Raw genomic sequence first — 18961 nt, forward strand, 5'->3', positions numbered from 1 at the left:
GGCCGGCGACCAGAAGCTTCAACGCCGTGTCGCCATACTCCCGCTCGAGCGCGTTGATCGGTTCGACCCCGAGCCGCCCTGTCAGCGCCTGCCAGAACAGGAAACCCGCCCAGATCACGCCCAATACATAGAGAGGCCAAGCCGGCACCCGGCGCAGCACGCCGTTGATCCGCTGCGCGGGAGTGAGCGGGCGGGCCATCAGAACTGCGCCTTCAGATCCATGCCCTCGTAGAGGGAGGCGACCTCGTCATAGCCATTATACATCAACGTGTCCTGCCGCGACGAGAACAGCCCGCCGCCGATGCGCCGCTCGGTCGCCTGGCTCCAGCGCGGATGGTCGACGGTAGGGTTCACATTGGCATAGAAGCCGTATTCCGAGGGCGCGAGGCTGTTCCAGGTCGTGACGGGCTCTTCCTCCACCAGCGAGATCCGCACGATCGACTTGATCGACTTGAACCCGTATTTCCATGGCACCACGAGCCGGATCGGCGCGCCGTTCTGCTTGGGCATCGGCTGGTCATAAAGCCCGGTCGCCATGATGGTCAGCGGGTGCATCGCCTCGTCGAGCCTGAGCCCCTCAACATAGGGAAAGTCGAGCACGCCGCGGCGCACCCCGGGCATGTTCTCAGGCTGCACCGCCGTCTCGAAGGCAACGTAGCGGGCCTCGGGCTGCACGCCCGCCCGATCAAGGATGTCCTTGAGCTCGATCCCCTGCCACGGCACCACCATCGACCAGGCCTCGACGCAGCGCAGGCGGTAGAGACGGTCTTCGACCGCGAGCCCGCCGATCAGCTCGGCGAGAGGATAGGTGCCCGGATTGTCGACGAGCCCGTCCACGGTCACCTGCCAGTCCGTGGTGTCGAGCGCCTCGGCATTCTTGGCCGGATCGGCCTTGCCGGTGCCGAACTCGTAGTAGTTGTTGTAGGTGGTGATCTCCTCGAAGCTGTTGGGCTCGAGAGCCTCCTGCGCCCCGACCGGCCCGGCAAGACCGCCAAGGCCCAGCGCCCCTGCCCCGGCCATGATCTGACGGCGATCCAGGAACAGGCCGCGCGGTGTCGCGTCGGCGCGTGTCAGGTCGTTGGTCCAGCGATAGGCCATCGGGCTCTCTCCTCGGTCGGGCAGGGTTCGACATAGACACGTTCTAGACCGCGAACATGTTTCGCAGCGTCACGATGGCGTTGAAACACCGGCGAAACCCGTAATCTGGGATGAAAACCGCGTGACCCGGCCGAGAGGCTCCGGCACGCAAAGGCCCCGGCGGATCGCTCCGCCGGGGCCTGCTCACACGGTACGCGCGGATCAGTGCAGCACCGCGCTCTCGGGCTTGGGCCGGTTGCTGCCCGATACCCGGTCTCCGACGATCAGACCGTCGGCACCGGCACTGACCTGCACCTCCTGGCCGTCGCGGATGTCGCCCGCGAGGATCATCTCGGCGAGCTGGTCCTGCAACGCCCGCTGGATCACCCGCTTGAGCGGACGCGCTCCGAAGACCGGGTCATAGCCCTCATCGGCCAGCCACTTCTTCGCGGACTCGTCGAGCGACAGCGTGATGTTGCGGTTCGCCAGACGCTTCTCAAGCCGCTTGAGCTGAATCTCGACGATGCCCGCCATGTCGTCGCGGCCGAGCCGGTCGAAGATGATCGTCTCGTCGAGCCGGTTGAGGAACTCGGGCCGGAAATGCGCCCGCACCGCGTCCATCACATCGCGCTTGGCGCGCCCCGAATCCGCCCCGTCGGGCAGCTGGCTCAGCGCCTGCGCGCCGAGGTTCGAGGTCAACACGATCAGCGTCTGCTTGAAATCGACCGTGCGGCCCTGCCCATCGGTGAGCACGCCATCGTCGAGCACCTGCAACAGCACGTTGAACACGTCCGGATGCGCCTTCTCGACCTCGTCGAACAGGATCACCTGGTAGGGCCTGCGCCGCACCGCCTCGGTCAGCACCCCGCCCTCGTCATAGCCGACATAGCCCGGCGGCGCGCCGATCAGCCGGGCCACCGCGTGCTTTTCCATGAATTCGGACATGTCGATGCGCACCATCGCCTGGTCGTCGTCGAAGAGATACTCGGCCACGGCCTTGGTGAGCTCGGTCTTGCCGACACCGGTCGGTCCGAGGAACAGGAAAGACCCCAAGGGGCGGTGCTCGTCGTTGAGACCGGCCCGCGCGCGGCGCACCGCGTTGGCCACCGCCCGCACGGCGGTGTGCTGGCCGATGACGCGGCGACCGAGCTCCTCCTCCATGCGCAGCAGCTTCTCGCGCTCGCCCTCGAGCATCTTCGAGGTCGGGATGCCGGTCCAGCGCTCCACCACCTCGGCAATCTGCTCGGGACGCACCGCCTCCTCGACCATCAGCGGGTCATCCGATTCCTCGGCCGCCTTCAGCTCCCGCTCGAGCTGCGGGATGACGCCGTAGCTGAGCTCACCCGCCTTGGCGAGGTTGCCTTCGCGCTTGGCGATGTCGAGCTCGGCGCGGGCGCGATCGAGCCGCTCCTTCAGCGTGCGCGACCCTTCGAGCCGATCCCGCTCGGCCTGCCACTTGGCGGTCATCGCATCGGCTTTCTCGGTCAGAGCGCCAAGCTCCTCCTCGATCTTCGCCAGCCGCTCCTTGGAGGCCTCGTCATCCTCGCGGCGCAGCGCCTCGGCCTCGATCTGCATCTGCAGGATCGAGCGGTCGAGCGCGTCGAGCTCCTCGGGCTTGCTGTCCACCTCCATGCGCAGACGGCTCGCCGCCTCGTCGACGAGGTCGATCGCCTTGTCGGGCAGGAAGCGGTCGGTGATGTAGCGGTGCGACAGCTGCGCCGCCGCGACAAGCGCGGAATCGGAGATCCGCACGCCGTGATGCAGCTCGTACTTCTCGCGGATGCCGCGCAGGATCGAGATCGTGTCCTCGACGGTGGGCTCCTCGACCATCAGCGGCTGGAATCGCCGGGCCAGCGCCGCGTCCTTCTCGACATATTTACGATACTCGTCGAGCGTGGTCGCGCCGATGCAGTGCAACTCACCGCGCGCCAGCGCCGGCTTGATCAGGTTCGCCGCATCCATGGCGCCGTCGGATTTGCCCGCGCCCACGAGCGTGTGCATCTCGTCGATGAAGAGGATGATCTCACCGGCGGCAGCCTCGATCTCCTTCAGGACCGCCTTCAGCCGCTCCTCGAATTCGCCGCGATACTTCGCCCCGGCGATCAGCGCGCCCATGTCGAGCGCCATCAGCCGCTTGTTGCGCAGGGATTCGGGCACGTCGCCATCGACGATGCGCAGCGCCAGCCCCTCGGCGATCGCGGTCTTGCCAACGCCCGGCTCGCCGATCAGCACCGGGTTGTTCTTGGTGCGGCGCGACAGCACCTGCATCGAGCGACGGATTTCCTCGTCGCGGCCGATGATCGGGTCGATCTTGCCCTGCTCGGCGGCCTCGGTCAGGTCGCGCGCGTATTTCTTCAGCGCGTCATAGCCTTCCTCGGCATTGGCGCTGTCGGCGGTGCGGCCCTTGCGCACGGCGTTGATCGCGGCATTCAGCGACTGCGCGCTGACCTTGCCGGCGTCGAGCGCCTCCTTGGCCTTGGACTTCACCATGGCGAGCGCCATGAGGATCCGCTCGGCCGGGACGAAGCTGTCGCCTGCCTTCTTCGCGATCTTCTCGGCCTCGTCGAGGACGCGGCCGGTGCTCTGGTCGAGATAGGTCTGCCCGGCATCGCCCGACACCTTGGGCAGCTTGGCCACGGCGGCATCTGCCGCCTCGCGCACCCGGGCCGCATCGCCGCCCGCATTGCTGATCAGGTTCGCGGCCAAGCCCTGCTCGTCATCCATGAGCGCCTTCAAGAGGTGCTCCGGCGCGAGGCGCTGGTGGCTTTCGCGCATCGCGATGGTCTGCGCCGCCTGGATGAAGCCGCGCGACCGCTCGGTGAACTTTTCGAGGTTCATCTGTCTCTCCTTGTTGAAGCGCCCGGTCCCGGGCGCCCGCTCCAGCGGCGCGCCCCTGTCGGGCCTCAGGGGGAAAAATGGGAGGGGCGGCGCCGTTGCGCAAGTATCACAGTCGCAAAAAGGGCCATCGGAGCGCGCTCCGATGGCCCTGTTGTCAATGACTTGGGCTCGATCACTCCGATGGCGGGACCGGGTCGAGGCCGCCATCATCATCGACATTGTCGAAATCCGGCTCGCCGGCCTCGTCGCTGTCGGTATCGGCCACGCTCGGACGCACGTTGTCGTCGGGGGTCTGCGGCTCGGCGTCGTCGGTCAGCGCATCGTCGATGATCGCGTCGTCGGGCTCGGCATCGCCGGTTTCACCCACGCGATCGGGGGTCTCGCTCGGCACCTCGAGCGGGGCGGTGTCGAACTCCTCGGCCTCCTCGGCGCGGAACCAGCCGCCCAGCACGAGGAAGATGACGAGGAGGATGAATCCCATCGGGATCATCACGTAGATCAGGGCGCGGCGCGAGCTGCGGGGCTTGTCGGCCATGTCGGTCTCCTTGGCTTGGCCGCCCAAGCGGCCCGTTCCCAAGCGCAACGCGGCTTTGCCCTCGGCGTTCCCGACCCCGCGCTTGACCTGCCCGCCGCGCGCGCGTCAAAAGCGCGCGACCCCCCCCCTCGGACCCCCGGAGCGCCGCCATGACCAACCAAGCCCCCGCCGATGACCGCCTGATCGTCGCCATCGACCGCCCGGACGCGCTGTCCGGGCTGCAACTCGCCGAACAACTCGGCGACGCGGTCTCCTTCTACAAGATCGGGCTGGGCATGCTGACGGGTGGCGGCCTCGCGCTGGCGCGCGAGCTCAAGGATGAGCATGGCAAGCGCATCTTCCTCGACATGAAGCTGTTCGACATCGGCGCGACGGTCGAGGCGGCGGTGCGCGGGCTGGCGCAGTTCGATCTCGACTTCCTGACCGTGCATGGCGACCCGCATGTGGTGCGCGCCGCGCGCGAAGGCGCGGGCGGCAGGCAGACCCGGATCCTCGCCGTGACGATCCTGACCTCGCTCGACCGCGACGATCTCGATGCAGGGATGATGCGCGCTGGCACGGTGGCCGAGATGGTGGTCGAGCGCGCCGCCCGCGCGCTCGAAGCCGGGGCCGATGGCGTCATCGCCAGCCCGCAGGAAGCCGCGGCGATCCGCTCGCTGCCCGAAGCGCGCGACAAGCTCATCGTGACACCCGGCGTACGACCGGTGGGCGCGGCGCTCGGTGATCAGAAGCGGGTGATGACGCCGGCGCAGGCGATCGCGGCGGGAGCCGACCATGTCGTGGTGGGCCGACCGATCTGGCAGGCGGATAACCCCCGCGCCGCCGCGCAGGCGATCCTGCAGGAAATGGTATCCGCGCAGGCACGCACCCCCAACACCTAGGGGATTCAATTTCCTCGAAAAATGAATCGAAGAGTCTTCGCGGCCACAGGGAACCGAAATCGCGTTTTGTCGGTTGACGATCCAGAAAAAGCGAGCAGCGGAGACACTTCGAATGCAGACCATCAGACTCGGCGACGTGCGTTACAACGCCCAGATCGGTGCCTTCGAGGCGCGCGTGGACGTGGACCGCAACGGCACCACCTATCGTTACCCCTGTCAGGTGGCCGGGCCGATCGACATGGATGCCGGTCATGTGCGCGCCGGGCTGACCCGTCACGCGATGCGCATGTCCGACAGCGGCGCCTCGCTCTGGTCGCATCTCTGAACGCACTGCCTCACCGCATGCGAAAAAGGCCCGCCATTCGGCGGGCCTTTCGAGTCTGCGGCGATACCCTCAGGCCGCCTTCGGCACCAATGCTCCGAAGACGCGGGGGGCATCCCCCTCGCCCACTGTTTCGCCCAGCGCCTCGGCGGTCGCCGCCGATAGCGTCCAGCCAAGATGGCCGTGGCCGGTGTTGTAGAACACGCGGGGGTGCCGGCCCGCACCAACCTTCGGCATCATGTTCGGCATCATCGGTCGCAGCCCGGCCCAAGGCACGCAATGCTCGGTCGAAACGCCGGGGAACAGCCGCTCGACCCAGTCGACCAGCGGCTTTACCCGATCCGAACGGATGTCGCGGTTGTAACCGTTGAACTCGGCCGTCCCCGCCACGCGGAACCGGTCCTCTCCCAGACGCGAGGTAACGATCTTCGCCTTGTCATCGAGCAGCGAGACATAGGGCGCGGCGGCCCGGCTCGCCGCATCGCGCAGGTTCACGGTGATCGAATAGCCCTTTACCGGGTAGATGTTCACCCGGTCGCCAAGCTTCGCGGCGATCGCCCGCGAGCCGACGCCGGCGCAGACCACGACGCCGTCGAAGCGTTCGGGCTCGCCGGCAGTGACGGTGACGCCATCATTCCCGGCACGCACATCCGTGATCTCGGTCCCCATCCGGAACCGCACACCCTGCCCCGCCAGCCAATCTGCGAGACCGGTGGTGAACTTGTGGATGTCGCCGGTAGAGTCGCTTTCGGTGACGAAGCCGCCGGTGAGCGGCCCGGTCAGCTGCGGCACACGTGCGCGCACCTCGTCAGGGCTCAGCTCGTCACGCCGCAGCCCGCCCTGCGCCAGAAGCTTGTTGACCCGCCGCCCATCGGCGAGGTCCTTCTCGGTCTGGTAGAAATGCACGATGGTGGCGGGCGAGAAGTCGAAATCGATCCCCGCCGTCTCGGCCATCTCACGCATCCCGGCCCGCGCCGCGATGGCGAGCTTCGTGGTCGCGATGGTATTGGCCTCGTAGTTGCGGATCTGCCCGAGGAACTCGGCCATCCAGCTCAGCTTGTGCCACGACGGCTTGGGATTCACCGATAGCGGGGCATCGGGTTTCAGCAGCCACTTCGTGCCCTTGAGTACGGTGGCCCAGCGGTTCCAGACCTCGGCGTTCGAAGCCGAAAGCTGGCCACCATTGGCAAAGCTCGTCTCCATCGCGGCATAGCGCTGCCGGTCGAAGACGGTGACCTCGTGGCCCCGTTTCCACAATGAATAGGCGGTGGTGACACCGGTGATCCCGGCGCCCAAGACGGCGTAATGCGGCATATGGCCTGCTCCAGCGCGCCCCTTCCGTCCCTGGTGCCTGAGAGCTTCGTCGCCCCCCGCATCATGCGGATCGCGACTTTCCCCTTCGGCGGGCCTCGCGGCCTCTCTCCGGATGTCATGCGGCCCGACCGGTCCTTTTGCCTGAGAGATCGCGGGGCGCGCGACTGCTCCTTCGGCGGCGGACCGTCCCGCTCTCTCCCGGCAGGACCGTTTCCTATAGGAAACATACGGCAAGCGAGATCGTTCCGCCAGAGCATACCGCACAGAATTCCTTCGGGCCGCACGAAATGCGTGACATTTCCGCCGCCGCGCTTGCAACTGCCCGGAATCACGCCGATCCTCCGAGGTGACAGGGCCGATGGGATCGGCGACACGCCGCGCAGGGAGGAGGGCGAGGTGGAAAATCCGAAGAACCAGTTCAAGGCAGCCCTGCGAGAGGGGCGCCAGCAGATCGGCCTGTGGAACATGATCACCGGGCCGCTGGTACCCGAGGCGCTGTCGGGGCTGGGCTATGACTGGGTGGTGATCGACACCGAGCATTCGCCCACCGATGTCTCCGACGTGCTGCCGGCGCTGCAGGCGATGGCGGCCGAGCCCGGCACCTCGGCCGTGGTGCGGCCCGCCTGGAACGACCCGGTCCTGATCAAGCGGCTTCTGGATTTCGGCGCGCAGTCGCTGCTCATTCCTTACGTGCAATCGGCCGAGGAAGCGCGCGCGGCCGTCGCCGCCACCCGCTACCCGCCGGTCGGCATGCGCGGCGTCGCCGGGCTGCACCGCGCGACGCGCTATGGCCGGATCGGCGACTACATGGCCCATGCGCATGAAGAGACCTGCGTACTGGTGCAGGTCGAAACCCGAACCGCGCTCGACCGGCTGGAGGAGGTCGCCGGGGTCGAGGGCATCGACGGCGTGTTCATCGGCCCCGCCGATCTCGCGGCCAGCCTCGGCCATCCGGGGCGGCAGGACCACCCGGAGGTCGTCGAAGCGATCATGGGCGCGATCGACCGGCTCGGCGCGATGGGCGTGCCGGCGGGCATCCTGACCCTCGACGACGCCTTCGCGCGCCGCTGCATGGAGCGCGGCACCCGCTTCACCGCCGTCGGCATCGACGCCGCGCTCATGCTGACGAGCGCGCGCGATCTGCTGGCGCGGTTCCGCTAGAGCCCGCGCCAGAGCCTGAGCCGCGCCTGCAAGGCAGGCACCGCGTCGGGCGCGGCCAGGAACGCCTCGGGCGTCATCAGTGACCAGCCCTGCCCCTCGTCACCGAAGACGATCTCCGCCTCGGCCGTGGTCGCCATGCGCAGCACGTAGAACCAGACGAGGCCGGGGCGAGTGGCGCTGTCGAAGCTGCGCCGCCAGAGCATCCTGGCACGGCCCATCTCCAACCCCACCTCCTCGCGCATCTCGCGCGCCAGCGTCGCCTCCGGGCTCTCGATGCCCTCGCGCCCGCCGCCCGGGAAATCCAGCGCGCCGGGAAAGCTGATGTCGGGCCGGTCGTCGCGCCGGATCACCAGCAGGCGATCGCCCAGAAACAGCGCCGCCTTCGCGCCGTCGAAGCTTTCGCCGCCCCATGCGGGACTGTATGATGTTGCCATGCCGTCCCTCTGCCGCGCCTGTCTCACTGCCTTCGACGAGGCGGGCAAACGCTGCCCCGCCTGCCGGTCCCCACGCGTCACATCCCATCCGGAGCTGTTCACGCTGTCCATCGCGCACATGGATTGCGACGCCTTCTTCGCCAGCGTCGAGAAGCGCGACAACCCCGATCTGGTCGATAAGCCGGTGATCGTCGGCGGCGGCAGGCGTGGCGTCGTCTCGACCGCCTGCTATCTCGCCCGGATCAGGGGCGTGAAATCGGCGATGCCGATGTTCCAGGCGCTCAAGCTCTGCCCGGAGGCGGTGGTGGTGAAGCCGCGATTCGAGGCCTATTCCGAGGCCTCGCGCGCGATCCGCGCGATGATGGAGGAGCTGACCCCCGCGATCGAGCCGCTCTCGCTCGATGAGGCGTTTCTCGACCTCACCGGGACCGAGCGGCTGCACGGCGCACCGCCCGCTGTGATGCTGGCGCGGCTGACGAAGCGGATGCAGGACGAGCTGGGCCTCACCGGCTCGGTCGGCCTGTCGCACAACAAGTTTCTCGCCAAGATGGCCAGCGATTTCGACAAGCCGCGCGGCTTTTCGGTGATCGGCAAGGCGGAAACCCTCGACCTGCTGGCTCCCAAGCCGATCGGCCTGATCTGGGGCGTCGGGCCGCAGGCGCAGGCCAGCCTCGACGCCGTCGGCATCCGCACCTTCGAGGACGTGCTGCGCTGGGAGCTGTCGGATCTGGTGCGACGCTTCGGCGGGCTGGGAGAGCGGATCTACCACCTCGCGCGCGGCGAGGATCGCAGGCGGGTCAGCCCGCACGAGCCGGTCAAGGGCATCTCCAACGAAACCACCTTCGAGGCCGACACCAAGGACCCCGAGATCCTCGACGGGCATATCTGGCGCATGGCCGAAAAGGTGTCGTCGCGCGCCAAGGCGAAGGATCTCGTGGGCCGCGTCGTCACGCTCAAGCTCAAGCGCGCCGATCACACGCTGCTGACCCGCCGCCTCAGCCTGCGCGCACCGACCCAGATCGCCGACACGCTCTACCGCACCGCGCGCGGGCTGTTCGACGGGCGCGGCGAAAGCGGTGCCTACCGGCTCCTGGGCGTCGGGCTGTCGGAGCTGTCACCGGCGGCGACCGCGCCCTCCGAGGCGGATCTGCTCGATCCGGGTCGCGCCGCGCGGGAACGGGCCGAGCGGGCGGCGGATGCGATCCGCGCGCGCTTCGGCGCCGAGGCGATCCTCAAGGGCCGGGCGCTGCGCTAGTTCTTCAGCACCATACAGGAGGCGCCCGCCGCCCGCAGCTTCGCACAGAGCGCCTCGGCCTGGGCCCGGCTTTCGCGACCGATCTGGGCGACATGGCGCTGCGCCGGCTGGCCCGGCAGCCGCGAGCGGGTGAATGCGACCTGCTCGGAACCGATCACCTCGCCCGCCTGCCGCCGGATCTGCGCCACCCTTTTCTCCACCGCACCCCGCCCCGGCGCCGAGGCGAGGATCACGCCCCATGGCAGGATCGGCACCGTGACCCGGAACTGCGCGATACTGCGCCCCTTGGCCTGTTCCTGACAGGCATCGCGGAACGGCCGCCCCGACGCGAGCGCGAGATCGAGCTTTTCGGGCGGGGCATCGCGCCATTCCAGCGCCGCGTAGCCGGTGATCGCCTGCACATAGGCCTCGGTCTCGTTGGGCAGCCAGTCATTGCCGGCGAGGAATTTCTCGGCCCGGGCCTCGCCCGCGTTATAGGCGACGGCGGCAAGGCCAAGGCTGCCGAAACGATCGGTCAGTTCCGCCAGATAGGTGGCCGAGGCAGCCAGCGCCTGAACCGGGTCGAACGGATCGGCCAAGCCGCGCAGCTTCGCGGTGCCGGGCATGAACTGCGCGATGCCCAGCGCCCCCGCCGGGCTCACCGCGCCCGCGTCGAACAGGCTCTCGCGCCACAGCAGCCGCGCGAAGAAGCCCACGTCGAGCGCGTTGCGCTCCGCGAAGGTCTCGATCGCGGCGCAGACATCGGGAATGTAGCTGTCGAGCGCGATGCAGGGGCCGCCCGGCAGGCAGCGTCGTTCGGATGCCTGCACGATCCTTTCCTGCGCCATCAGCGGCGCGGCGGACGAAACGGCCCAGAACACGAGGCAAAACAGGATACGGATCATGCGGCCCAGTCTTGCGGGATTCGCGCGCCGAGAGAAATCAACTTCGCGTCTCAGCCGGGGGTCAGTGGAAATACCAGCGGGATCACCAGCACCGCGGCCGCGCCGACGATCAGGTTCATCGGCACGCCGATTCTCAGGAAATCCGCGAACCGGTAGTCGCCGGCGCCATAGACCAGGGTATTGGTCTGGTAGCCCACCGGCGTGGCGAAGCTGGCAGAGGCCCCCATCATCACCGCGACCACCAGCGGCCGCGGGTCGATTCCCGTCTGCTGGCCCAGCGCCACGGCGATCGGCGTGACCACCACCGCCACGGCGTTGTTGGTCACCGTCTCGGTCAGGATCGAGGTCAGCGCGTAGAGCGCGGCCAAGAGCACGATCGGCGGCAGCTCTTCGAGCCAGGGCGCCAACGTCTCGACGATCAGCGCCACCGTTCCGGTCTCTTCCAGCCCGATGCCGATGATCAGCATGGCGAGAATTAGCACGATGATGCCCGCATCGATCGAGCCCCATGCCTCGTCATTGTCGATGCAGCGGCACAACAGGATCGCCGCCACCGCGCCCAGTGCCAGGAGCGCGATCGGCGCCACCTCGAAGGCCGCGAGACCGACCACCATCAGCAGCGCCAGCAGCGCCAGGGGCGCGCGCCGCCGCCTGTAGGCGCGGCCCGAGGGGCGGGTGACCGAAACCAGTTCGTTGCCCTGCGCCAACCGGTCGAGCCCCTCGGCCGTGCCTTCGAGCAGCAGCTTGTCGGCGGGGCGAAGCCGGGCCGAGCCCAGATCGGGGCCCGGTACGTGCCCCTGCCGATGCGCGCCGAGCACCCTGAGACCGTAGCGATAGCCGACGGAGAGCTGCGAGACGGTGTCGCGCGGGCTGCCATGGGCCGGCGTCACCATCGCCTCGGCCACGAGAAGATCCTCGTCGCCGACCCGGGCGCCGGTGCCGCGCCTGAGGCCGACCACCACCCCCGGCAGGGCCCGCAGCGTCAGGATCTCGGACGTGGTGGCCATCGCCACGAAGATGTCGCCCGCCGCGACCACGTGCTCCTCGAGCCCCGAACGGCGCAGACGCGCGCCCTCGCGCCGGGCGGTGATCCGGATGCCCGGCCGCGTCAGATCTGCGACCTCCGACAACGGCTTGCCGATGCCCGCATGGCCGTCGAGCAGGCGGATCTCGGTCAGGAACGTCGTCTCCGCCACCCCCGCATCGCCGCGCGCGCGCCGGTCGGGCAAGAGCCAGGGCCCCAGCAGCGCCAGCGCCACGCCGCCCACGGCCGCCACGGCAAGGCCCACCGGCGCGATTTCGAAGATCCGGAACGTCTCGAGCCCGTGCTCGGCCGCGACCCCCGCCACGAGGATGTTGGTCGAGCTGCCGATCAGCGTCAGCGTGCCGCCCAGAACCGCCGCATAGGAAAGCGGGATCAGCAGCCGCGTCTCGGCGATGCCGAGGCTGCGTGCCAGGCGGATGATGACCGGGATCAGAATCAGTACCACGGGGGTGTTGTTGACGATGCCCGAGGCCAGCAGCGTCGCCCCGAGAAACACCCCCAGCGCCACGGCGGGACGGGTCTCGGCCCGGGCGATGACGAGTGCCGCGAGCGCGTCGAGAAGCCCTGTGCGGACCAGCGCGCCGGAGATCACGAACATCGCCGCGATGGTGATCGGTGCCGGGTTCGAGAACACCTCGAGCACCCGGTCAGCCGGGGTCAGCCCCAACATCACGAACAGGGCCGCGGCGCCGGCGGCCGTGACGTCCGGGGGATAGCGTTCGATCAGGAAGGCCACGAAGAGCAAGGCGAGCGCCAGCAGCGCCACGATGGGCTGAAGCTCCGCGGGTATGAGTGGCAATTCCGATCCTCCGGGGTCCTGGGCCGGGTCATGCCGGTGCCTGCCGGTCAACCGGCACCGCGCGCAGAGGTTCCGCGCCTCTACTCTGCCGCGAGCTGCCCGGAGTCCGTGGCTCCGATCGCCGCGATCTCGGCGATCACCCCCGACAGACGCGCCCGGAACGCCTCGAACCCCGAATGCGGTTCGATTCGCGCCTCATCCATGTAAAGCGAGCGATCGATCTCGATTTGCACTGCGTGCTGGCGCCGCGAGGGACGGCCATAGGTCTGGGTGACATAGGCGCCGGCGAAGGGCGTGTTGCGCGCCACCCTGAGGCCGGCGGCGGTGAAGGCGGCTTCGATCCGCGCCATCACCCGCGGCGCCGCGGCGGCGCCGTAGCGGTCGCCCAGCACCACATGCGGGCGCGGCCGGCCACGCGTGCCCGCCAGTTCGATCGCCTCATGCGGCATCGAGTGGCAATCGATCAGGATCGACTCGCCGAACCGCTCGAGACTTTCGGCCAAGAGCGACTGCAGGGCAGCGTGGTAGGGGCTCCAGCCGGTATCGAGCCGCTCGCGCGCCTCGTCGAGGCCGATCTTGCCGGAATAGATCGCCCGGCCGCCGGCGACGACGCGGGGAATCACCCCCAGCCCGCTGGCGACGCGCGGGTTGTGCGCACGTCGCACCACGCCCTCGACCAGCGCCGGGTCGAGCTCGTCGGCGGCGCGATTCAGATCGACCCAGGCGCGCGGCACCCGCGCCGCCAGAAGCGGCGCACCATGCTCCGGCGCCGCCGCGAAAAGCTGGTCGACGAAGGCATCCTCGGAGGAGCGGATCAGCCGCGCATCAAGCCCGGTACGGGCCAGAAGCGACTTGGGATAATCGCGCCCGGAATGGGGCGAGGCGAAGACGACGCAGCTGGTACGCGCCGCCGGTCGGGTCAGGTCGAAGGCGGCCATGCGCATGAACTCCGGGGGTCTCCAACGGAAAGGATAGCTTGGAAACTTCTTCGGCCAAAACCCCTTGAACCCCTCCGCCGTTCCCCGTATAGCACCGCTCACCCGACGACGAACGGTGACCCGCAAGGGTCGCGGGACGTCAGACGGCCAGGGCGGTTAGCTCAGCGGTAGAGCACTTCGTTGACATCGAAGGGGTCACAAGTTCGAACCTTGTACCGCCCACCACGGATTTTACCGGCCCCCAACTTCGGGGGCCGAATTTTGCAACCACGGCGCAATCGCCGCGCCGCGACAAGGAGAGAGCACCATGAAGGTCGCCAACTCGCTTCGTTCGCTCAAGCAGCGCCATCGCGATTGTCGCGTCGTGCGCCGCAAGGGCCGCGTCTACGTCATCAACAAGACGCAGCGCCGCTTCAAGGCCCGCCAGGGCTGAAGCCGGCGATCCGCTCCCGCAGCGGATACAGGGATCAGGGGCCGTCTCCAAAAGGAGGCGGCCCTTTCCATTTGCCGCATTCGAAGCTCCATCGTAACGGGGAAAGCCCGGCTACGCCGAGGGGCCTCGCAGGGGCAGCGCCCCTCCCCTGCAAGAGGGAGGGGCCACGCCTCAGGGATTGACGATATCGGTGACGGAATCGGCAAGGAGCCGCACCACCGTCGCCTCGTCGAGATAGCCCGTCGCCTCGATCTCGCGCGCCCGCTGGTAGCGCCGGATCGCCCGGCGCGTGGCCTCGTCGAAGCTGCCATCCACCTCGCCGGGCTCCAGCCCCTGCGCGTCGAGCCGCTGCTCCACCAGCCGCGCCGTCAGCGCGTTGAGCCCGAGATCGCGCTCGACCTGCTCGGCCGCGGCGCGGGCGTCGCTCTGCGCCACCTCCTGGCGCAGCGCCGCGATCTTCGCCTCGGCCTCCTCCTTGAAGCTGCCCTCGGGATAGGCGCGCCGGTAATCGCGATAGGCCTCGATCGTGTCGGCCTCGCGGGCCCGGTCCCAGGCGGCGCGGTCCTCGGCCTGCGCGGCGCGGCGCTTTTCCTCCTCGATCAATGCCAGCCGGTCGGCCGCCGTCTCGGCAAAGAGCCCGTCCGGGTAGCGGTCGAGATAGGCCCTGAGCCCCGGCTCGTCGCCCCGGGCGCCGGTTTCGTCCCAGAAGGACCGGTCGGCGCGAGCCGCCTGCTCGCGCTGCCGTTCGGCCTCGGCCTCGAGTTCGGCGGCGCGCCGCGCGGCCTGCGCGTCGATTCGGCTGATCTGTTCCGGCGTCAGATAGGAGGTCTGGGAGAAGCCGTTCTGCTGCTGCCAGTTGCTGATCGCCTGACGGGTACCGGGACCGAAGATGCCGTCGATGCCACGGGTGTTGAAATCGAGCAGGCTCAGGCTGCGCTGGATGTCGCGGCGCTGATCGCGGCTGAGGCCGATCGCCTCCTCGGCCAGTCGCGCATCGCGATCGGGTTCGGCGATGATCTCGGCGATGGCGGCCTCGGCGGCTTCGGCATTGGCGCCGCGCGGGTAACGCGCGAGGTAGTCGCGATAGGCCTCGATCGTGCCCAGCGCCACCGTGCCGCGCCACAGGGCCGCCTCGGCCGCGGGATCGGCCTCCGGCGTGGCAGCCGTAGGCGTTTCGGGCCGTTCGGGCATGAAGATGCGGGCGCGCGGCAGGTAACCCTGCGCCTCCAGATCCTCGGCCTCGCGGATCGCGACGCTGAGATCGCCGCGCGGCTCGGCCAGCGGGCCCTGCATGAACCGTGCCACCGCGCGGGGGCTGCCGGTCAGCACCGTGACACCCTGCGGAATCTCCAGCGCGCCCAGCCCCTCGCCGACCCAGGGGTCGAAGGAGTTGGAGCCGTCCGGCTCGACCGCGATCAGCAGCAGCGACCGCCCCGGCGCCTCGGCCAGCGCCCGCAACACCCCCTCGACCGGCAGCGCCGCGGCGCCGGGGTTCAAGAGCCCCGGCCCCTCGGCTTCGGCGGTGAGGAACCAGCTGCGCGCGCCATCCGTGGCGAAGCGACCCGAGAGCGCGACAACCAGCCGGTTCGCCTCCGGCACCCGTTCGAGCCAGTCGCGGGCGATCTCGGCGGTGCTTCCGGCCCGGCCATTGGGCAGCGCGAAGACCTCGAATCCCAAGCCGCGCAGCTCGTCGGCCGCCTCGATGATTTCGGTCCCGCGCGTCAGCCGTCCCAGCGTCTCGTAGCGCTCGGTCCCCAGAAGCAGCGCCGCATCCTGCGCTAGCGCCGCGCCGGCCCAGAACATGAGCGCGGTGCTCGTCAACAGATGGCGCATCGGGGATCCTCCTTGTTCGTCCGCGCGGCCAGACTGGCCCGACCGGGCCGCGTCATCAAATAGCAACTTCGTGGTAGTGGGTCGGAAAGTGAGCCCGACACGGAAAAGGGAGACGGGTTTCCCCGCCTCCCTTCCCGGAATGCAACCGATCGAGGGAGATCAGTTGAACGAATAGACGATCGACACGCCGAGGGTGTTGTCGGTGTCGTCGTCACCGGGCGCCGGGTCGGTGCGGTACTCGGTGAACAGGTTGGTGCGCATCGCAAGCGCGTTGTTCATCGCGACGGTGACGCCCAGATCGTTGGTGACATAGGTGTCGGCATCGGAGGCGATCACGTCGGTGTCGTTGGTGATGAACAGGTCCGGCGAGATCCGGTTGAAGTAGTTCGACGACACGGACAGCGCAGCCTCGTCGATCTCTTCGCCCTCGGCGGTCTCGAGGTAGCGGTAGCCCGGACCGGCCTGGATCGACCACTGCACGTCGGGGGTGTTGAACACGCGGTAGCCGACGCCGACGCCGACGAAGGCGTCGGTTTCGAAGGTGTCGTCCTCGTCATAGGCGACGACAGCGGTGCCGAAGCCGTAGAAGGTGTCCGAGAAGTCGCGGGTGTAGTCGTAGCCGGCGAGCAGACGGTTCAGGTCGTCCTCTTCCTCTTCGGCGTCGAAGTAGGAGTAGCTCAGCTTGACCTCGTGGCCGTTGACGCCGTCGAAGAAACCGAAGCGGGCGCCGAGGCCGAGGGTGGCGGTGTCGTCGTTGCCGCTGGTGGCGGTGCCGCGGGCCGAGATCGAGCCGGTGAAGCCGAGCTCACGGCCTTCGTTGCCGAAGGTCGGGTTTTCAACTTCGAAGTCGTCTTCGATGTCCTCGTCGAGATCCTCGAGCGTGTCGTCGAGCTGGTTCTCGGTGCTGAAGACCGGGCTGTTGACGTCGTCGAAGTTCTGGGCAGCGGCGGCGGTGCCCATCAGGCCGAGGATGGTCGAGGCCATCAGCAGTTTGTAGGTAGCAGTCATTTCATTGTCCTTTCGGTTCCAGAGGCCGGCCTGTGACCGGGTCCGTTGCGGGTTCCATGGTCGCTGAACGCGGCCTTCGCAAATCCGATCCCCTCCTGCAACCGAAGGCACACGAGAGGGGCATTTTTGCAACACGACATCGTTCCGCCCCCTTCGCTCCGGAATATGAACCGGCCCGACGCAGGGTCAAACACAATTAACGTTACGGAATGCAGCACAGCCTCGGGCGATGTGAGGCTGTTGCAAATTGGCCACTCATAGCCATCCGCATTGGGTCAGCGCTGCCCATAAAGACGGAAATAGGCCCAGTCGGGCAGGAACTGAGCGCTGCGCATCAGCAGGGATGTGCCATAGGGGAAGTTCATCTTAAACCGGTCCGAGCTCATATGCTCGAACACCTCGCGCGCCGCACGGGCGGGCTCCATGGCGAAGGGAGAAGACGCGTCCGAACGCTCGCCCAGACGGGTGCGCATCGCGCCCGGGTTGACGAGCTGAACCTCGACACCGCTGCCCCTCAGATCGTGATGCAGCGACTCGGCCAGATGCATCACCGCCGCCTTGGACGCGCCGTAGCCGACCGAACGGGGCAATCCACGAAACCCGCTCAGCGCCCCGGTCAGCACGACGTGGCCGAGCCCCCGCGACAGCATCCCCGGCAGCACGGCGCCGACGATCCGGGCCGGGCCCAGATAGTTGACCGCCGCCATCTCCTCGAGCCGGGCTTCGTCCCAGTCCCGCGCGCTCATCGGCCAGCGGGTCCCCACGAGGCAGGCCACCCCCTCGATCTCGCCCGCATCCGACGCGGCCGCCTCCACCGCCTTGGCATCGGTGACGTCGAGCGGCAGCACCGTGGCACGGCCCGGCAGCGCCGCCGCGAGCGTCTCAAGCCGATCGCGCCCGCGCGCGCTCAAGACAAGTTCCACGCCCGACCGGCTCAGGCAGAAGGCAAGCTCTCGCCCCAGCCCCTCGCTCGCGCCGACCAGCCAATACCGCTTGCCTTGCCAGTCCCGCACCTGCCCTGCCCTCCATCCTATGCATCGCCAAGACAACCGGGCCGCCGCACGGCGGTTCCGGCGGCCTCGGGCCCCGGTTCCGGCCCCACACCGCACAACACCTGTTCGTGCACGAGGCTGACGCGACGCGACATTCAACCCTAGATGTGGACGATCCGCGGCAACCGAGGAGCGATCATGGGACGCTTGCAGAACGGCGAATGGCAGGATGTCTGGTACGATACGAAATCGACCGGCGGCAAATTCGAGCGCACCACCACCAAGTTCCGCAACTGGATCACGCCCGATGGCCGCCCCGGCCCCACGGGCGAGGGCGGTTTCGAAGCCGAATCCGGTCGCTACCACCTGTATGTCTCCTACGCCTGCCCCTGGGCGCATCGGACCCTGATCTTCCGCGCCCTGAAGGGGCTCGGCGCGCATATCGACGTCAGCATCGTGCACCCCGAAATGCTGTCGGATGGCTGGGAATTCCGCACCGATTTCGACGGCGCCACCGGCGACCGCCTGTTCGGCCTGCCCTTCCTGCGCGACATCTATCTCCGTGCCGACCCGAAGATCTCCGGTCGGGTCACGGTGCCAGTGTTGTGGGACAAGCAGCGCGACACCATCGTCTCGAACGAGAGCGCCGAGATCATCCGCATGCTGAACGGTGCCTTCGACGAGATCACCGGCAATCGCGACGATTACTGGCCGGAGGCGCTGCGCGACGGCATCGAGGAGGTCAACGAGCGCGTCTATCGCACGGTCAATAACGGCGTGTACAAGGCGGGCTTCGCCACCTCGCAGGAGGCCTATGACGAGGCGGTGGGCGAGCTGTTCGGCAGCCTCGACTGGCTCGAGGCGCGGCTGTCCGAGAACCGCTATCTCATGGGGGATCGGATCACCGAGGCCGATTGGCGACTGTTCACCACGCTGATCCGCTTCGACACGGTCTATCACGGGCATTTCAAGTGCAACCGCGCCAAGCTCGTCGAATACCCGAACCTGTGGGGCTACACGCGGGAACTCTACCAATGGCCCGGCGTCGCCCCGACGGTGCATTTCGACCATATCACGCATCACTACCATTACAGCCACGAGACGATTAACCCGCATCGCATCGTGCCGATCGGGCCGGATCTCGACCTAATGGCGCCGCATGGGCGCGACGAGATCGGCGCGCGCGACGCCGCCTGAGCATCGCGCCTTGGC

18 protein-coding genes, 1 tRNA gene and 1 riboswitch (1 of these 20 running past the window's edge) are annotated in these 18961 nt (G+C 68.2%); of the genes, 7 read left to right on the forward strand and 12 right to left on the reverse strand.

What is annotated here, in order from left to right:
- From msrQ to ACRAQ3_RS14145, 4 genes are all read right to left on the reverse strand, one after another.
- Positions 1–199: the 5' portion of a protein-methionine-sulfoxide reductase heme-binding subunit MsrQ gene (msrQ, locus tag ACRAQ3_RS14130; RefSeq protein WP_432255043.1), read on the reverse strand. 431 nt of this gene lie to the left of the window's left edge; only the first 199 of its 630 coding nucleotides appear in the window; it begins with the start codon at positions 197–199; its stop codon lies beyond the left edge, outside the window.
- Positions 199–1098: a protein-methionine-sulfoxide reductase catalytic subunit MsrP gene (gene msrP, locus ACRAQ3_RS14135; protein WP_432255044.1), complete on the reverse strand. Its 900-nt coding sequence runs from the start codon at positions 1096–1098 to the stop codon at positions 199–201. The genes msrQ and msrP overlap by 1 nt, the downstream gene beginning before the upstream one ends.
- 201 nt (positions 1099–1299) lie before the next feature.
- Positions 1300–3915: an ATP-dependent chaperone ClpB gene (clpB, locus tag ACRAQ3_RS14140; RefSeq protein WP_432255045.1), complete on the reverse strand. Its 2616-nt coding sequence runs from the start codon at positions 3913–3915 to the stop codon at positions 1300–1302.
- 172 nt (positions 3916–4087) lie between these two features.
- Positions 4088–4450 carry a hypothetical protein gene (locus ACRAQ3_RS14145; protein ID WP_269397524.1) on the reverse strand — a complete coding sequence of 121 codons (363 nt, stop codon included), beginning with the start codon at positions 4448–4450 and terminating at the stop codon, positions 4088–4090.
- Positions 4451–4599: 149 nt separating this feature from the next.
- Here ACRAQ3_RS14145 and pyrF point away from each other — a divergent pair, with 149 nt between their 5' ends.
- Positions 4600–5331 (forward strand): orotidine-5'-phosphate decarboxylase, encoded by a 732-nt coding sequence (pyrF, locus tag ACRAQ3_RS14150; RefSeq protein WP_432255046.1) that lies wholly within the window; start codon positions 4600–4602, stop codon positions 5329–5331.
- A 112-nt stretch (positions 5332–5443) separates the two neighbouring features.
- Entirely contained in the window at positions 5444–5656 is a 213-nt protein-coding gene (locus ACRAQ3_RS14155) for an orotidine 5'-phosphate decarboxylase (RefSeq protein WP_085895433.1), read from the forward strand.
- Positions 5657–5725: 69 nt separating this feature from the next.
- Here the strand turns inward: ACRAQ3_RS14155 and ACRAQ3_RS14160 are convergent, their stop codons facing one another.
- Positions 5726–6967 (reverse strand): D-amino acid dehydrogenase, encoded by a 1242-nt coding sequence (locus ACRAQ3_RS14160; RefSeq protein WP_432255047.1) that lies wholly within the window; start codon positions 6965–6967, stop codon positions 5726–5728.
- A gap of 119 nt (positions 6968–7086) precedes the next feature.
- A riboswitch (glycine riboswitch) is annotated at positions 7087–7178 on the reverse strand.
- A gap of 185 nt (positions 7179–7363) precedes the next feature.
- Between ACRAQ3_RS14160 and ACRAQ3_RS14165 the strand changes: the two genes are divergently transcribed.
- Positions 7364–8128 (forward strand): HpcH/HpaI aldolase family protein, encoded by a 765-nt coding sequence (locus ACRAQ3_RS14165; protein WP_432255048.1) that lies wholly within the window; start codon positions 7364–7366, stop codon positions 8126–8128.
- On the opposite strand, the gene ACRAQ3_RS14170 is transcribed toward ACRAQ3_RS14165, so the two are convergent.
- On the reverse strand, positions 8125–8562 hold the full coding sequence (locus tag ACRAQ3_RS14170) for an NUDIX hydrolase (RefSeq protein WP_269397520.1): 438 nt from the start codon (positions 8560–8562) through the stop codon (positions 8125–8127). The genes ACRAQ3_RS14165 and ACRAQ3_RS14170 overlap by 4 nt on opposite strands.
- Here ACRAQ3_RS14170 and ACRAQ3_RS14175 point away from each other — a divergent pair.
- A complete protein-coding gene (locus ACRAQ3_RS14175; RefSeq protein ID WP_432255049.1) occupies positions 8561–9817 on the forward strand; it encodes a DNA polymerase IV in 1257 nt (418 codons plus the stop codon). The two genes, ACRAQ3_RS14170 and ACRAQ3_RS14175, sit on opposite strands and share 2 nt — an antisense overlap.
- Here ACRAQ3_RS14175 and ACRAQ3_RS14180 read toward each other — a convergent pair.
- The 3 genes from ACRAQ3_RS14180 to ACRAQ3_RS14190 all read right to left on the reverse strand — a co-directional run bounded on the left by ACRAQ3_RS14180 (position 9814) and on the right by ACRAQ3_RS14190 (position 13489).
- Entirely contained in the window at positions 9814–10701 is an 888-nt protein-coding gene (locus tag ACRAQ3_RS14180; protein WP_432255050.1) for a lytic transglycosylase domain-containing protein, read from the reverse strand. The genes ACRAQ3_RS14175 and ACRAQ3_RS14180 overlap by 4 nt on opposite strands.
- A 50-nt stretch (positions 10702–10751) precedes the next feature.
- The gene (locus ACRAQ3_RS14185; protein ID WP_432255051.1) at positions 10752–12545 is read right to left on the reverse strand and encodes an SLC13 family permease; all 1794 of its coding nucleotides are present in this window, start codon (positions 12543–12545) and stop codon (positions 10752–10754) included.
- Between the two features lie 80 nt (positions 12546–12625).
- Positions 12626–13489, reverse strand: a complete 864-nt coding sequence (locus ACRAQ3_RS14190; protein WP_432255052.1) for an N-formylglutamate amidohydrolase — start codon at positions 13487–13489, stop codon at positions 12626–12628.
- Between the two features lie 144 nt (positions 13490–13633).
- On the opposite strand from ACRAQ3_RS14190, the gene ACRAQ3_RS14195 reads away from it, so the two are divergent.
- Together ACRAQ3_RS14195 and ykgO are read left to right on the forward strand one after the other, a co-directional pair.
- A tRNA-Val gene (locus ACRAQ3_RS14195) sits at positions 13634–13708 on the forward strand.
- Between the two features lie 82 nt (positions 13709–13790).
- On the forward strand, positions 13791–13916 hold the full coding sequence (gene ykgO, locus ACRAQ3_RS14200) for a type B 50S ribosomal protein L36 (protein ID WP_008884645.1): 126 nt from the start codon (positions 13791–13793) through the stop codon (positions 13914–13916).
- A gap of 171 nt (positions 13917–14087) precedes the next feature.
- On the opposite strand, the gene ACRAQ3_RS14205 is transcribed toward ykgO, so the two are convergent.
- From ACRAQ3_RS14205 to ACRAQ3_RS14215, 3 genes are all read right to left on the reverse strand, one after another.
- Complete coding sequence (locus ACRAQ3_RS14205; RefSeq protein ID WP_432255053.1) at positions 14088–15749, reverse strand: peptidoglycan-binding domain-containing protein; 1662 nt, start codon at positions 15747–15749, stop codon at positions 14088–14090.
- A 159-nt stretch (positions 15750–15908) separates the two neighbouring features.
- Complete coding sequence (locus ACRAQ3_RS14210) at positions 15909–16757, reverse strand: DUF481 domain-containing protein (RefSeq protein ID WP_269397514.1); 849 nt, start codon at positions 16755–16757, stop codon at positions 15909–15911.
- 275 nt (positions 16758–17032) lie between these two features.
- Positions 17033–17770 (reverse strand): SDR family NAD(P)-dependent oxidoreductase, encoded by a 738-nt coding sequence (locus tag ACRAQ3_RS14215; protein WP_432255054.1) that lies wholly within the window; start codon positions 17768–17770, stop codon positions 17033–17035.
- Between the two features lie 177 nt (positions 17771–17947).
- Here ACRAQ3_RS14215 and ACRAQ3_RS14220 point away from each other — a divergent pair, with 177 nt between their 5' ends.
- Positions 17948–18946 carry a glutathione S-transferase family protein gene (locus ACRAQ3_RS14220; RefSeq protein ID WP_432255055.1) on the forward strand — a complete coding sequence of 333 codons (999 nt, stop codon included), beginning with the start codon at positions 17948–17950 and terminating at the stop codon, positions 18944–18946.
- Positions 18947–18961 lie beyond the last annotated feature (15 nt).

Source organism: Limimaricola sp. AA108-03, from assembly GCF_050847355.1.
In the GTDB taxonomy this organism is placed as follows: domain Bacteria; phylum Pseudomonadota; class Alphaproteobacteria; order Rhodobacterales; family Rhodobacteraceae; genus Limimaricola.

Bases quoted from the DNA above. Each gene is read 5' to 3' on its own strand.
- msrP (WP_432255044.1), bottom strand. From the start codon at position 1,098: ATGGCCTATCGCTGGACCAACGACCTGACACGCGCCGACGCGACACCG.
- clpB (WP_432255045.1), bottom strand. From the start codon at position 3,915: ATGAACCTCGAAAAGTTCACCGAGCGGTCGCGCGGCTTCATCCAGGCG.
- ACRAQ3_RS14145 (WP_269397524.1), bottom strand. From the start codon at position 4,450: ATGGCCGACAAGCCCCGCAGCTCGCGCCGCGCCCTGATCTACGTGATG.
- pyrF (WP_432255046.1), top strand. From the start codon at position 4,600: ATGACCAACCAAGCCCCCGCCGATGACCGCCTGATCGTCGCCATCGAC.
- ACRAQ3_RS14155 (WP_085895433.1), top strand. From the start codon at position 5,444: ATGCAGACCATCAGACTCGGCGACGTGCGTTACAACGCCCAGATCGGT.
- ACRAQ3_RS14160 (WP_432255047.1), bottom strand. From the start codon at position 6,967: ATGCCGCATTACGCCGTCTTGGGCGCCGGGATCACCGGTGTCACCACC.
- ACRAQ3_RS14175 (WP_432255049.1), top strand. From the start codon at position 8,561: ATGCCGTCCCTCTGCCGCGCCTGTCTCACTGCCTTCGACGAGGCGGGC.
- ACRAQ3_RS14170 (WP_269397520.1), bottom strand. From the start codon at position 8,562: ATGGCAACATCATACAGTCCCGCATGGGGCGGCGAAAGCTTCGACGGC.
- ACRAQ3_RS14180 (WP_432255050.1), bottom strand. From the start codon at position 10,701: ATGATCCGTATCCTGTTTTGCCTCGTGTTCTGGGCCGTTTCGTCCGCC.
- ACRAQ3_RS14190 (WP_432255052.1), bottom strand. From the start codon at position 13,489: ATGCGCATGGCCGCCTTCGACCTGACCCGACCGGCGGCGCGTACCAGC.
- ykgO (WP_008884645.1), top strand. From the start codon at position 13,791: ATGAAGGTCGCCAACTCGCTTCGTTCGCTCAAGCAGCGCCATCGCGAT.
- ACRAQ3_RS14205 (WP_432255053.1), bottom strand. From the start codon at position 15,749: ATGCGCCATCTGTTGACGAGCACCGCGCTCATGTTCTGGGCCGGCGCG.
- ACRAQ3_RS14210 (WP_269397514.1), bottom strand. From the start codon at position 16,757: ATGACTGCTACCTACAAACTGCTGATGGCCTCGACCATCCTCGGCCTG.
- ACRAQ3_RS14220 (WP_432255055.1), top strand. From the start codon at position 17,948: ATGGGACGCTTGCAGAACGGCGAATGGCAGGATGTCTGGTACGATACG.